Origin of the sequence: Synechococcus sp. H55.2, from assembly GCF_047462495.1 — a bacterium.
Classification (GTDB): Bacteria; Cyanobacteriota; Cyanobacteriia; order Thermostichales; family Thermostichaceae; genus Thermostichus.
Map to the genome: position 1 here is coordinate 1 of NZ_JANSJH010000083.1, position 12,787 is coordinate 12,787.

At 61.1% G+C, this 12,787-nt stretch carries 12 protein-coding genes and 2 tRNA genes; 8 read left to right on the plus strand and 6 right to left on the minus strand.

The features are described 5' to 3' along the window. Positions 1-41 precede the first annotated feature (41 nt). The gene (locus NW844_RS09960) at positions 42-1,241 is read right to left on the minus strand and encodes an LptF/LptG family permease (RefSeq protein WP_414335286.1); all 1,200 of its coding nucleotides are present in this window, start codon (positions 1,239-1,241) and stop codon (positions 42-44) included. Positions 1,242-1,424: 183 nt separating this feature from the next. Here NW844_RS09960 and NW844_RS09965 point away from each other — a divergent pair, with 183 nt between their 5' ends. Beyond that, the gene (locus NW844_RS09965; RefSeq protein ID WP_414335288.1) at positions 1,425-2,882 is read left to right on the plus strand and encodes a pyruvate kinase; all 1,458 of its coding nucleotides are present in this window, start codon (positions 1,425-1,427) and stop codon (positions 2,880-2,882) included. A gap of 10 nt (positions 2,883-2,892) precedes the next feature. On the opposite strand, the gene lptB is transcribed toward NW844_RS09965, so the two are convergent. Continuing rightward, the gene (gene lptB, locus NW844_RS09970) at positions 2,893-3,621 is read right to left on the minus strand and encodes an LPS export ABC transporter ATP-binding protein (protein WP_414335290.1); all 729 of its coding nucleotides are present in this window, start codon (positions 3,619-3,621) and stop codon (positions 2,893-2,895) included. Between the two features lie 677 nt (positions 3,622-4,298). Between lptB and NW844_RS09975 the strand changes: the two genes are divergently transcribed. Beyond that, positions 4,299-4,790 carry a pentapeptide repeat-containing protein gene (locus tag NW844_RS09975; RefSeq protein WP_414335292.1) on the plus strand — a complete coding sequence of 164 codons (492 nt, stop codon included), beginning with the start codon at positions 4,299-4,301 and terminating at the stop codon, positions 4,788-4,790. A gap of 82 nt (positions 4,791-4,872) precedes the next feature. Here the strand turns inward: NW844_RS09975 and NW844_RS09980 are convergent. Further along, positions 4,873-4,953 (minus strand) — tRNA-Leu (locus NW844_RS09980). 79 nt (positions 4,954-5,032) lie between these two features. Next, the gene (locus tag NW844_RS09985; protein WP_414335294.1) at positions 5,033-5,977 is read right to left on the minus strand and encodes a PLP-dependent cysteine synthase family protein; all 945 of its coding nucleotides are present in this window, start codon (positions 5,975-5,977) and stop codon (positions 5,033-5,035) included. A 179-nt stretch (positions 5,978-6,156) separates the two neighbouring features. On the opposite strand from NW844_RS09985, the gene NW844_RS09990 reads away from it, so the two are divergent. The 3 genes from NW844_RS09990 (at position 6,157) to NW844_RS10000 (ending at position 8,854) form a co-directional block, all read left to right on the plus strand. Further along, positions 6,157-7,284, plus strand: coding sequence for a cob(I)yrinic acid a,c-diamide adenosyltransferase (locus tag NW844_RS09990; RefSeq protein WP_414335296.1), 1,128 nt, complete (start codon positions 6,157-6,159; stop codon positions 7,282-7,284). Positions 7,285-7,358: 74 nt separating this feature from the next. After that, positions 7,359-8,048: a lysophospholipid acyltransferase family protein gene (locus NW844_RS09995; protein ID WP_414335298.1), complete on the plus strand. Its 690-nt coding sequence runs from the start codon at positions 7,359-7,361 to the stop codon at positions 8,046-8,048. Positions 8,049-8,125: 77 nt separating this feature from the next. Continuing rightward, the gene (locus NW844_RS10000; protein ID WP_414335300.1) at positions 8,126-8,854 is read left to right on the plus strand and encodes an alpha/beta fold hydrolase; all 729 of its coding nucleotides are present in this window, start codon (positions 8,126-8,128) and stop codon (positions 8,852-8,854) included. On the opposite strand, the gene NW844_RS10005 is transcribed toward NW844_RS10000, so the two are convergent. After that, entirely contained in the window at positions 8,832-9,563 is a 732-nt protein-coding gene (locus NW844_RS10005; protein ID WP_414335301.1) for an HAD-IA family hydrolase, read from the minus strand. The genes NW844_RS10000 and NW844_RS10005 overlap by 23 nt on opposite strands. Positions 9,564-9,581: 18 nt before the next feature. Continuing rightward, on the minus strand, positions 9,582-10,559 hold the full coding sequence (locus tag NW844_RS10010; RefSeq protein WP_414335303.1) for a PhoH family protein: 978 nt from the start codon (positions 10,557-10,559) through the stop codon (positions 9,582-9,584). Positions 10,560-11,090: 531 nt separating this feature from the next. On the opposite strand from NW844_RS10010, the gene NW844_RS10015 reads away from it, so the two are divergent. The 3 genes from NW844_RS10015 to NW844_RS10025 all read left to right on the plus strand — a co-directional run bounded on the left by NW844_RS10015 (position 11,091) and on the right by NW844_RS10025 (position 12,692). After that, positions 11,091-11,639, plus strand: a complete 549-nt coding sequence (locus NW844_RS10015) for a hypothetical protein (RefSeq protein WP_414335305.1) — start codon at positions 11,091-11,093, stop codon at positions 11,637-11,639. Between the two features lie 155 nt (positions 11,640-11,794). Further along, positions 11,795-11,885 (plus strand) — tRNA-Ser (locus NW844_RS10020). Positions 11,886-11,933: 48 nt separating this feature from the next. After that, entirely contained in the window at positions 11,934-12,692 is a 759-nt protein-coding gene (locus NW844_RS10025) for a TIGR00297 family protein (protein WP_414335306.1), read from the plus strand. Positions 12,693-12,787: the final 95 nt, after the last annotated feature.

The following is a 12,787-nucleotide window of genomic DNA, read 5'->3' on the forward strand; positions in this document are numbered from 1 at the left end:
CTGATCCTACCTCTACCCATCTGGAAAACCCTGCCTGGCAGCTATTGATTGGCTCGGTAGAGCAACCCCAGCCCTACGGCCATACAGATCAAGTTGGGCAACCAAGCCGCCACCGCCGGTCCCAGCGTTCCAATTTGTCCCAGAGCTTGGGTGATGAACAACAGCACATAGAAGGCAAAGATAATCAGCACACTGATGCCCAACCCCAACGAGGAACTGGTGCGCTGCGGGCGCAACCCCAAGGGCGACCCAATGAGGGTGAAGGCCAGGCAGGCAAAGGGAATGGCATACTTTTGGTGGAGGCTGACCTGGAGGCGACGCACCCGCTGCAGATCCCCCGAGCTAGCGATGACCTCAATGTAGCGGCGCAGCTCTTGAATGTTCATCTCCTCAGGGCTGCGGATCTCCTGAGCCAGCTCCAGCGGCGCGCGCGGCAGGCGCAGCTCCTGGCGGCTGAAGGTGGCGATGTTGCTGTAGGTGCCGTCGGGCGAGACGATGTAGTTGGTGCCGTCCTCAAACACCCAGAGGTTCTCCTGGGGATCCCAGCGCCCCCGTTGCGCCAGGAGAATTTGGCTGAGAGCCTCGTTGGAAAAATCGAGGACGATTACGCCGCGCATCTGGTTGCCATCGAAGCTGCGGGCGTAGAACTGACGGGTTAGCCCTTGCCGGCGGGAAAAACTGCCGTCCGGCTCCGGCGCAAGGATCTCGCCAAATTCTTGGTAGAGGATATTCTCTCGCCGGAAGTCCGGATCCCGGTTCAAAGCACGGTTTAAAGTCAGGGCCGCCTGGCGGTTGCTCACCGGCACCACCAGCTCGTTGAACAGAAACGTCAACGTCGTCACCAACAGGCTGAGGATGAGAGCCGGCACCACCAGACGGTAGAGGCTCACGCCGCAGCCGCGCAGGGCTGTGATCTCGTTATCGGCAGACAGGCGCCCATAGGCCAGCAACGTCGCCAGCAACATCGACATCGGGAACGTCAAGACGATGATCCCCGGTGCCCGCAGCGCGAACACCTGCAAGGCTGCCGAAATCGATAACCCCGCCTCCACCACCAGGCGCACCAGCTCGAACAGGGATCCCACCGCCATCACCAAGGTTGTGAAAGCTCCCACCCCAAAGAGAAAAGGCAGCAGCATCTCCGAGAGGACATAGCGATCCATCAGGCCCACCGCACAAGCCAGGGAGAACGTGCTCGAGAGCTGACCGACTGAATGGGTGGGGGGTGAATAAAGTTTCACGAAACCAGATCCAGAACAAGCAGTAGGCTGATCCAGCCAGAGCAGCCGGAGGCTGTTAACGACTCTAGACCGGAACGTCGGCAAATGAAAGGTTCATGGCCTCAATCAAACAACTGCTGTCGAGCAAAAGTGAGTCTCAACCTAGAATTGGGCTTGACAGGCTGCTTTCAGAAAGTTGCGAGCATGGCTTCCTCTTCCCCCGATCTCAAAGGTTTGCTGGAAAAACTCCTGGAACTGCGGCAACAAGTTGTACAGGGATCCCAGACCTACTTGGCTGCTTGGGGCTGCTCTGGGGATCCCTCTCCCGCCATGCACAACCTGGCGCGGTATCTGGCTTTGCGGCAACAGGATCTGCGCAGCCTGCAACTGGAGCTGGCCGCCCTGGGGCTGTCGTCGCTGGGGCGATGTGAATCGCGGGTTTTGGAAAGCCTCGATGCGGTAATCGCCATTTTGGCCGCCGCTCAAGGGCTGAGTCATGAAGGACCCAGCTATGAAGCGTTTTACGCCGGGGATGCGGCCCTAGAGCAGCACACCGAGGCTCTCTTTGGCCCTCCCTCCCCCCACCGCCGCGCCCGCATCATGGTAACCCTGCCCAGCGAAGCTGCCGAGCAGCCGGAGCTGCTGCTGGAGTTGTTGCAACGGGGCATGGACGTAGCGCGAATCAACTGCGCCCACGACGATCCCTCGGTGTGGGAGAACATGCTGGCCCACTTGCGCCGGGCCGAAGCCCAGACCCAGCGGCGCTGCAAGATTTTGTTCGACCTGGCCGGCCCCAAGATCCGCACCGGCCCGGTGGTTATGCCTCCGGGCAAAGCCAAGGTGTACCGTGGGGATCGCATCCTGCTCACGGCAGCCATGCCGCCGGTCAACTCTGACATCTCCTGCCAGGTGGCTTGCACCCTGCCGGAGATTTTGGCAAACCTGCAGGTGGGGACAACCGTCTGGATCGACGACGGCAAGATTGGCGCCCGCGTAGTGGGGATCGAGCCGGCAGGCGTGGTGCTGGAGGTGGACAAAGTTGCTCCCCAGGGCAAGAAGTTGCGAGCCGAAAAAGGCCTCAATTTCCCCGATAGCCAGCTGCAGATCCGCCCCCTCAGCGAGAAAGACTGCCAAGACCTGGATTTTGTGGTGCAGCATGCCGACTTGGTGGGTTATTCCTTTGTCCAGCAGCCGGCGGATTTGCAGTTGCTGTTTTCCGAGCTGGAGCGGCGGCAGGCCCGGCCCGACTTGGGGTTGATCCTCAAAATCGAAACCCGACAGGCGGTGAAAAATCTGCCAGCTCTCATCGCGACGGCTGCTGATAGGCCGCTGGGGGTGATGATTGCCCGGGGAGATCTGGCCGTGGAGATCGGTTGGCTGCGCTTGGGCGAGATCCAAGAAGAACTGCTGTGGATTTGCGAGGCCGCCCATGTGCCGGTGGTGTGGGCTACGCAGGTGCTGGATCAGCTCACCAAAGAGGGCCTGCCCTCGCGGCCCGAGCTTTCCGATGCGGTGATGTCCGCCCGCGCCGAATGCGTGATGCTCAACAAAGGCCCCTATCTGCTGGAGGCGGTCGCCCTTCTTGACGAGCTGCTGGCCCGCATGCAAGCCCACCAGCACAAGAAAAGCCAACGCCTGCGGGCTTTGTATTCCTGGCAGTAGAGGAAGCTCGTTAGAGGCGGAACTTCTCCCCCAGGTAATACTTGCGCACCAAGGGATCCGCCGCCAGCTCTGCTGCCGTGCCCTTGGCCAAAATGGCTCCATCGTTGAGAATGTAGGCCCGGTCGGTGATCTCCAGCGTCTCCCGCACGTTGTGGTCGGTAATCAACACGCCGATGCCGCGATGCTTCAGCTTGGCCACCACCTCCTGGATATCCGCCACCGCAATGGGATCCACCCCCGCAAACGGCTCATCCAGCAGCAGAAATTTCGGCCCGTGGATCCCGGCAGCCAAGGCGCGGGCGATCTCGGCGCGGCGCCGCTCTCCCCCCGAGACCTGCAGGCCCAGGCTGTGGGCCACATGGGCAATGCGGAACTCCTCCAGCAGTTGGTTGAGGCGTTGTTGCCAAAGGCGGCGAGGCACCCGTGTCTGCTCCATGATCAGAAGCAAGTTGTCTTGGATGCTGAGGCGACGAAAGATGCTCGGCTCCTGGGCCAGATAGCCGATCCCCAACTGGGCCCGGCGGTGCATCGGTAGGTGAGTAATATCTTGGTCATCCAGCCAGACATGGCCTCGGTTGGGCTGGATCAGGCCGGTCATGATGTAGAAGGTGGTGGTTTTCCCTGCCCCATTGGGCCCCAGCAGCCCAACAATCTCTCCCTGCTGAATGTGCAAGCTGACGTCGCTCACCACCTCACGGCGGCCATAGCGCTTACAGATGTTTTCTAGGTAGATCTGCATAGGGCCGGCACAGAGTTGCTGATCAAGGCTTCCTATCCAATGCTTACGACAGCCTGTCACCCAGATAGGGATCCCGGCTGCCGTGGCACACCAGGTGCTCTCTTGAGGATGCCCCAAACCTGGTCCACAATCCAGGGGAGTGCAGGCAGTAATGGTTGCCCTCAAGCCAACCGGAGGAATCTTCGATATCCTCCCCACCCATCAAAATGGGATCGTTATGGGATCTGTGGCCTTGCCATGCTCCGCTGCCCAGCCTGCCATTGGCTAAACCCCGACTCCGATCGTCGCTGTCGCCGCTGTGGACACTTTTTGCGTCGTCGCTCGCTTCCTGTTGCCAGGAGCGGATCCCTGGCTTTCAGCCCGAGAAGGCCGAAAATCCGCTGGGATCGCGTCCTGGCTTCCTCAGCAATACTGGGGGTTTTGGCAGGGTTGGGGCAACTGTCTTGGCATGGGCTGCAGCCGCTGCTGCAAGATCCGCCCCCGCCCGGCGATAGCCCACCAGCTCTAGGGCGATAAGGCCGCAACGTCATCGCAGCTTGAGGGAATTTGTCAATCCGGGAGCCGAGGCAGACCTGTGGAGTGGTCGAAGCCGACGGATGCCACTATCATGTGACCAACCCAGGACAACCCCGCTCTGGCGGATTGTCGCCGTCAACCCTTGATGAGGCTTGGTCACCATGAACTTACATCTTAAAGCTGCCGCCGTTTTAGCGCTGCTGACCACGGCAGCCGTGGCCTCCACTGCCGCCGCCACAACCCCCAACGCCTGCTTCCTGCGCTATCTCATGGCTTCCCGAACCTGTCCCAACTGCCGCCTGGGATCCCTCGAGCTGAGCAACCTGGATCTGGCAGAGGCTAACTTCCAGGGTGCCGACCTGATTGAGGCCAATCTGGAGCGCACCCTCTTGACGGGCGCCGATCTCAGCCAGTCTTACCTGGTGGGGGCCAATTTGCGGCGGGCGCAATTGCGCGGAGCCAACCTGAGTGGCGCCTACCTGGAAGGCGCAGATTTGCGGGGCGCCAACCTGCGAGGGGCCGACCTCTCTTCTGCATTCCTGTACGGCGCCGACTTGCGGGGGGCCGATCTGCGCGAGGCCAATCTGGCTGGGGCTGACCTGCGCTTTGCCCGCACCTGGGGCGCACGCCTGCAGGGCGCCGTTCGGGAATAGCGCAAAAGGCCGAGATCAATTCTCGGCTGGCTCGCCACTGCCCACTTCCCCTCTCCTGCTCCGGGAGAGGGGTCGGGCCCAGTGCGGATGGCGAGACTCGAACTCGCAAGGCAAAGCCACACGCCCCTCAAACGTGCGCGTATACCAATTCCGCCACATCCGCTTCTAAGCCTAACCATCATAGCGGCAGAGGTGTGCAGTTGTTAAGGGCATTGGCCCTCTTGCATCCTGCCGCGGTAAGGTCAATCCTCCGTCCAAAACCGCTCCGAGAGATACTTGTCAGCCCCGTCGCAAAAGATGGTCACCACCACTCCGGAGGAAAGTTGACGGGCCACCTGTAGGGCTGCCACCACATTGGCCCCGGCAGAGATGCCCACCAGCAAGCCTTCTTCTAGGGCCAGGCGCTTGACCATTTTCTGGGCTGCTTCTGTGGAGATCTCGATGTGCTGGTCGGGCAGGGTGGGATCGTAGATCTCGGGCTTGAGGGCGGTGGCCATGTGCTTGAGGCCTTCTAAGCCATGAAAGGGAGAGTCCGGCTGCATGGCAATGATTTGGATATCGGAGCGGCACTCCCGCAGGCGCCGCCCTACCCCCATACAGGTGCCGCTGGTACCCAGCCCGGTTACAAAATGGGTGACCTGCCCCTGGGTTTGCTCCCAGATTTCTACTCCTGTGGTCTCGTAGTGGGCCTGCCAGTTGGCGGGGTTGCTGTATTGGTCGGGGTAGAAATAGAGCTCGGGGTTTTCGGCGTAGAGGGCGCGGGCTTTCTCGATGGCCCCATCGGATCCCAGGGCGGGATCCGTCAAGACCAGATCCACGCCGTAAGCCGCGAGGATCTTCTTGCGCTCCGGGCTGGCGTTGGCTGGCAGGGCCAGCTTGACTTTGTAGCCTAAGGCCGCCCCGATCCAGGCGTAGGCGATGCCGGTGTTGCCGCTGGTGGCATCCAGGATGATCTTGCCGGGGGTGAGCTTGCCCTGGCGTTCGCCGGCGCGAATCATGTTCAGGGCAGGGCGATCTTTGACGGAGCCACCGGGGTTGTACCACTCTGCCTTGCCGTAAACCCGCACCGATTCCGGCAAATCGGCAGCCACTCGCCGCAGGCGGATAAGCGGTGTTCCACCCACCAGCTCAATGGGGCTATCGACGGCAGAAAATAAGGGGCGAGAAGAAAATGCAGTCGGATACAAGGGGGATCCCTCGCTAGACAGGCATTGACTGGACAACCATTGCTCATCTTATCCTGGCCTTTCTCGGCTCTTGAGGGCTTTTTCTGGCCCCTGGCCAGCTTTCCTAAAAACCTGTGGCTAGACTCTAAGATGGGGGTAGCAGGGCAAGAGTTCTGGACAACGGCACGATGCGGAGGGGCATGGCAGAAATCGGCATTGTAACCGCCCAGCAGTTCGACCGCCGACGGGGCCAGATCCACGTCTACGACGGTGAGGGCAAAGGCAAGTCCCAGGCGGCGCTGGGGGTTGTGCTGCGCTCCATTGGTTTGGGGATCGAAAAGGCGGCCCCCAGCCGGGTGTTGTTGGTGCGGTTTCTCAAGGGGCCGGGCCGCACCTACGCCGAGGATGCGGCCATTGCTGCTCTGCAGCGGGGCTTCCCCCATCTCATCGATCAATTGCGCACCGGACGCGGGGAGTTCTTCGGCCCGGACGAGATCACCAAGTTTGACCGTCAGGAGGCCCGCCGCGGCTGGGATGTGGCCAAGGGAGCTTTGGCGTCAGGATTTTACTCGGTGGTGGTGCTGGATGAGCTCAACCCGGTGCTGGATCTGGGCCTGCTGCCGGTGGATGAGGTCGTCAACACCCTCAAGCAAAAGCCGGAGGAGATGGAGGTGATCATCACCGGGCGGGGGGCGCCCAAGGAAATTATCGACCTGGCAGACTTGCACTCGGAAATGCGCAGCCTGCGCCGGGGGGCGGATCCCCAAAACGGCCAGCCCAGCGGCATTGAGATCTACACCGGCAACGGCAAGGGAAAATCCACCAGCGCTCTGGGTCGGGCTCTACAGGCCATCGGGCGCGGCATCAGCAAGGATCTCTCCCACCGCGTGCTGATCATGCAGTGGCTGAAGGGGGGAACGGGCTACACGGAAGATGCGGCCATTCGGGCCTTGCGAGAAAGCTACCCCGACCTGGTGGATCACCAGCGTTGCGGTCGGGATGCGATCGTCTGGCGAGGTAAACAGCAAGAAATCGACTATGTAGAAGCGGAGCGGGGCTGGGAGTTGGCACGGGCAGCTATTGCTTCCGGCCTGTACAAAACCATCATCTTGGATGAGCTGAACCCGACGGTGGATCTGGAGCTGCTGGATGTGGAGCCGATCGTGCAGGCTTTGTTGCGCAAGCCGCGCGATACGGAGATCATCATTACGGGCCGCTGCCATGCCCCCTTGCCCTATTTCGAGCTGGCCTCTGTCCATTCGGAAATGGTGAGCCACAAGCACTATGCCGAGCAGGGAGCCGATCTGCGACGCGGGGTGGACTATTGATGGGATCCTTCGCAGCGTTCTGGCAACCGTTGTCCCCAGCCCTGTCTGTTTTGGCTTGGCCGCCAGACTCCAAGATGCTGGCTCAGTCGTTGCTCAGCCTTTTCCAGACGGAAGTGTGGGTGGAGGGGGGGGAGCGCATTCCCGCCGGCCCGCTGGTGGTGGTGAGCAATCACCGCAGCTTCCTGGATGCGCCGGTGCTGATCGCGGGGTTGGATCGGCCAATTCGCTTTGCCTGTCATTACTACCTGTCTCAGGTGCCGCTGCTGCGGGAGGTGGCCCTGGCACTGGGTTGCCTTCCCCTCAAGCAGGGATCCCGGCAGCAAATCCATTTTTTTCGCCAGGCGCAGGCCACCTTGGCGGCAGGCGTGGGGGTGGGGATCTTTCCGGAAGGCGCGGAGCAGATCACCCGTGCGACCTCGCCTCAGGAGTTGGGGCAGTTTCAGCCGGGCTTTGCCCATCTGGCCTTGGCGGCAACGGTGGATCCCTTGCCGATTCTGCCGGTGGCCGTGTGGGCCCAGGAAGAATGGCGGGGGGTGGATATTCCCATGGCTTTCTTTCGCTGGTTTGACCCCAGCGAGCCCCGCTTTCAACAGGAAGGGGGACATCCGGTGGTGTTGTATCGGCGGGTGGTGCTCAGAGTAGGATCCCCCCTCTGGGTCACTGGGAAGCAGCGCCACCGATCCCGACGCGAACGAATGCAGGTGATTCAAGAGCTAACCGCAGCGGCCCGAGAACAGGTGCAATTGGGATTGGCAGGGAAATGAGAAAGTTGAGTGGCGAGCTGATAACCTCTAGCTTGATCTGCCCGGCAAAGGAGGCAGTTGGTCAGGAGCGGCCTCTGTTGCTGTACCTGCCCGGTATGGATGGCACAGGCGGGTTGTTTTACCGGCAGGCGCGGGCTTTGGAGCGGGAGTTTTGCATTCGCCCCCTGAGCTTGAACCACCCAGAGGCGGGAAATAGCTGGGAGACCCTGGCCGACTGGGTGGGATCCCAGTTGGAAACAGGAGCCTACTTGTGTGGAGAATCTTTTGGGGCCTGCCTAGCCTTGTTGGTGGTTGCCCGCTGGCCGGAACGGTGCCGCGGCCTTGTTTTGGTCAATCCGGCCTCGTCGCTGCGACGTCGGCCCTGGTGGTGGGCGGGGCATTGGCTGCTGCCCTTTTTGCCGCCAGGGCTCTATCACCAATTGTCGGAGCGGGGGCTGGGGTTTTTGGCCGAGCTCAACCAAATCGAGCCGCCGGATCGGGAGCGATTGCGCCAGGCCGTGCACAGCGTCCCGCCAGAGGTGGCTGCCCAGCGCTTGGCCTTGCTGGGATCGTTTGTCGTGGAGGAGCTGCCCCTGGAGTCGATGACCCTGCCGACGTTGCTGGTGGCGGGGGGGCGGGATCGCCTGTTGCCGTCGGTGCAGGAGGTGGGCCGGCTGGCGGAGCGGCTGCCCCGGGCGCAGGTGGAGATCTCGCCCTTGAGCGGCCACGCTTGTCTTCTGGAGCGGCAGATGAACCTGCGGCGTTATTTGCTCAAGCCAGATGGGGTCTTCGCCCCCCTGCTGCTCAATTCTGCTGCGAGCCGTTGAGAATGGAAAGGGCTCCCCACAGATCGGCTATCCGTCCTTGGCAGGAGCGATCTTTTCCTTCTCGATCCAGCCAAAGGGCTTTCAAGCCCGCTGCTTTGGCCCCTTGATAGTCTTCGCGGTGGCTATCGCCGATGTGGCAAGCGGCTGCGGGAGGGATCCCTTGGGCCGCCAGGGCAGCTTGGAAGATGCGGGGATCGGGCTTGGCATAGCCCACCTGGGTGGAAAGGGTGAGGCTGGAAAAGTAGGAACCCAACTGCAACTGCTGTAGCACCCCGGGCAGGCGGCTGTCGAAATTGGAGATCACCCCCAGCCGGATCCCTTCCTGTTGCAGAACCTGTAGAACCGGCAGCGTCTCGGGATAGAGCTCCCAGGGCCCCGCCCCGGCAAAGTACTCGAACAGGTGGGCAAAAAACACCTCAAACTGCCCTTCCCCGAAAGCAGCCAGGGATCCCACTTGGGCGAAGGTCTGGCGCACCACCTGCCGCCACCAGGCCCGCTCCCATTCCTGCAAGACGGATCCCGTCAAGCCTGGGCAGGCCGGAGTTGGAGCCTGGGCAAAAGCTTGGGCAAAGGCGCAATCCAACGCTGGGGGATCCACCCTCACCCCATATTCTGCTGCCACCTGGCTGTAAGCTTGGCCAACGCCGCCCCGCACCCGAAACAGGGTGCCCACCGCATCGAAAAAGAGCACCGTTCCGCAACTCATCATGAGTAGGTATCACCAGTATCACTGCTGGCTCTCATAGCGGTCGTAGGCATCCACAATCCGCTGCACCAATGGGTGACGCACCACATCCCGCTGGTCAAAGTAGCAAAAAGCAACCCCCTCCACCCCCGTCAGGATGCGCTCCGCAGCGGCCAAGCCCGACAGGCGATGCTTGCCCAGATCCGTTTGGGTGAGATCCCCGGTAACCACCATGCGCGACCGGAAGCCCAGCCGCGTGAGGGCCATCTTCATCTGCTCCGGGGTGGTGTTCTGGGCTTCGTCCAAAATGATGAAAGCATTGCTGAGAGTGCGCCCCCGCATGTAAGCCAGGGGCGCCACCTCGATGACCCCTTGTTCCATCAACTGGGGCAGCTTGGCCGGGTCGATAAACTCGAACAGGGCATCGTAGAGGGGCCGCAGATAGGGATCCACCTTTTCCACCAGATCCCCCGGCAAAAAACCCAACTTCTCCCCCGCCTCCACGGCAGGGCGAGTGAGGATCAAACGCTCATATTCCCGGTTTTGCAGGGCAGCAATGGCTACAACAGCGGCCAGATAAGTTTTGCCGGTGCCTGCCGGCCCGATGCCGAAGCAGAGGTCGTGGGCGCGAATGGCTCGCACATACTCCTGCTGGCGGGGCGTTTTGGGCCGGATCAGCTCTCCCTTGCGGGTGCGGGCCAACACACCTGCTTGCGCTTGCTGATAGGCCGCAGCCTCCTGGCCGGAGAGGGCGCGAAAAGCTTGCTCTGCATCGATCACCGTGACAGGGTGTCCAGTTTGCCAAAGCGGCTTCAGCAATTCTAGCCACTGCCGCACCTGCTGCCGCTGCTGAGGGGTGCCTTTCAGGTACAGGTCTTGCCCGCGCAGCGTTACAGAAGCCCCACTGAAGCGACTGATCCACCTCAAGTTGGCCTCCTGAATGCCCGCCAAAGACATGGCCTGTTGAGGATCGGACAGAGAGATAATTTCGAAATCGGTGGGAGCAGAAGTGTCGTGCATGCCGTGGGCGCCGGGCACCCCGCGAGACTGGTAATGGTGATCCTATCAAAAACGGCTGTCAGAGCGCTCTGGGTTCGGAGAGCTGCTCCAGAGACCAGATGAGCGCAAGAGTGCTTAACAGGGGCATTGCACAAATTAATGTGTTTTGGAATACGAGTTCCCAGCAGATCTGCGCTGAGTAAGGATCTGGGTTCTGGCTTTGGTCGGCAGTCAAGTCGTGGGGAATTAACAGATTCCTAAGGTTCCCTAAAAAAGTATTGCAAAGGCCTATTTCTCTGGGAATAGCCGCCATCCATCAAGTAAAGTTGACCTATTGACGTAAGGAGCTTGAACCCTCAATCTCTTGCCCGATCGAGCAAGAGCCTGAGGTTTTCAACCCCGATGTCATAGTTCATCTGAGATTCTCCACCAAGCAGCAGGGAGAGGAATAGGTTTGTCTTTAAAACCTTTCCCCGGCTTCATTTTTGGGATCCCTGTAAGCTCTCTACAGATCCTCACTTCGGGAGTCATTTTGAAAAAAAGGAGAGATAGATGTCTACCCAATCTGCGTCTGGTACTCTAGGGTTGCCACAACTGGATTTGACCCAAATTCCACGCCAGATCGCCTGCGATGGCAGCGACTTAGACTGGAGCCAAGCTCAAGTGATCGAAGGCACCCAGCCCCAAGAGGAGAACTTGCAGGGCTGGATGGCTTTCTCTGACCTGCGGGTCAATCAAGAGGCCGGCAATATCCTGCACTGGCAGGGGCGTCCGCTGCGGGCCAGCCGCATCCGCTTTTTCGTGAAAAATGTGGCCTGGCGCTACGGCTTTTCTTTCTCCACCAGCATCCGCTCGCCCCTTGGCAAAGGGATCCCGACCCCGCCGGAGTGGCGCTACCCCGGTCTTTGCCGCTACGGGCTTGTGGTGTTCCAGCCCAACGCCCAACTGGTGGCCCATCAGGTTTGGGAATCCTCGCCGGAGCAGCCCCAAGAGGTAGATCTGGATCCCAACTTGGATATTGCCTTCAACGTCAACGATGCCAAGGGCAGCTACGGCGACAACAGCGGCAGCTTCGATATCTACGTGCAGGTGGTGAGCTAGGGCCGCCCAAGCCCAGGGGTTACCTCCAGGAGGGATCCCGACCATTCGCGACAGCGGGACGGAGTTCTTGCAGGCCCAGTTGCCGGGCGGGATCCCATCTTCTACAATAGGTGAGCTGGCGGCTGGATCCCAACGGAGGGTGTCTCTGCCGCTTTGGAGAGGTGGCTGAGTGGTCGAAAGCGGCTTCCTGCTAAGAAGTTACGGGGCCCAAAAGCTCCGTCGAGGGTTCGAATCCCTCCCTCTCCGTTTCTGCAGTTGACCCTTGGCGGCGGTTTCACTGCTTTTTGGGTGTTTATGTGGCAAGCGTGGCTGCTGAGTCAGTGGGGAGTGGCGCTCTGGCTCAACCTGGCCTTGGTGGCGCTGGCTCTGCTGATCCCGCAAAGGGCGTTGACGCGGGCTGGGGTTCTCCATGCAGGCTTGCTTGGCCTGCTGGTGTGGGGGGGCCTGGGGTGGCGGGGTTACCTAGCAGTAGCCGCCTATTTTTTAGTCGGCACCGCCGTCACCCGGCTGGGGATCCGGCGCAAGCAGGCGCAGGGGATCGCCGAAAAGCGAGAGGGGGCGCGAGGGCCGGAAAATGTCTGGGGATCCGCTTTGACCGGGGCAGTATGCGCGGTGGGCTACACTTTCTTGCCGCATCCGCTGTGGTGGTTGGGGTATGGTGCCAGCTTTGCAGCGAAATTGGCCGATACCGTCAGCAGCGAGGTGGGGAAAGCCTACGGACGCCAGACCTTTTTGATCACCACCTTCCAATCCGTGCCGGCGGGCACAGAAGGAGCCGTGAGCCTGGAGGGATCCCTGGCAGGGGTGGCGGCAGCGGTAGGGATGGCCACCTTGGCTTGGGGGATCGGTGGGGAGTGGGTAAGAGGAGACCCGTTTTGGCTGGGCATTTGCTGTCTGGCCGGGATCCTGGCCACCTTGGCAGAAAGCTGGATGGGGGTGGTGTTGCAACCCCGCCTGGCCTGGATGAGCAACGAAGTGGTGAACGGCATTCAAACAGCCCTAGCAGCTCTCCTGGCCGTGGGATTGGGAGCGCTTTTGGGGATCGGATCCTAAAAAGGGGCCCCTCACCCCCAACCTCTCTCCCTGAGGGATGGCCCTCACCCCCAGCCCCTCTCCCTGAGGGATGGCCCTCACCCCCAGCCCCTCTC

Bases quoted from the DNA above. Each gene is read 5' to 3' on its own strand.
- NW844_RS10005 (WP_414335301.1), bottom strand. From the start codon at position 9,563: ATGATGAGTTGCGGAACGGTGCTCTTTTTCGATGCGGTGGGCACCCTG.
- NW844_RS09975 (WP_414335292.1), top strand. From the start codon at position 4,299: ATGAACTTACATCTTAAAGCTGCCGCCGTTTTAGCGCTGCTGACCACG.
- NW844_RS09965 (WP_414335288.1), top strand. From the start codon at position 1,425: ATGGCTTCCTCTTCCCCCGATCTCAAAGGTTTGCTGGAAAAACTCCTG.
- lptB (WP_414335290.1), bottom strand. From the start codon at position 3,621: ATGCAGATCTACCTAGAAAACATCTGTAAGCGCTATGGCCGCCGTGAG.
- NW844_RS10010 (WP_414335303.1), bottom strand. From the start codon at position 10,559: ATGCACGACACTTCTGCTCCCACCGATTTCGAAATTATCTCTCTGTCC.
- NW844_RS10015 (WP_414335305.1), top strand. From the start codon at position 11,091: ATGTCTACCCAATCTGCGTCTGGTACTCTAGGGTTGCCACAACTGGAT.
- NW844_RS09990 (WP_414335296.1), top strand. From the start codon at position 6,157: ATGGCAGAAATCGGCATTGTAACCGCCCAGCAGTTCGACCGCCGACGG.
- NW844_RS09995 (WP_414335298.1), top strand. From the start codon at position 7,359: ATGCTGGCTCAGTCGTTGCTCAGCCTTTTCCAGACGGAAGTGTGGGTG.
- NW844_RS10025 (WP_414335306.1), top strand. From the start codon at position 11,934: ATGTGGCAAGCGTGGCTGCTGAGTCAGTGGGGAGTGGCGCTCTGGCTC.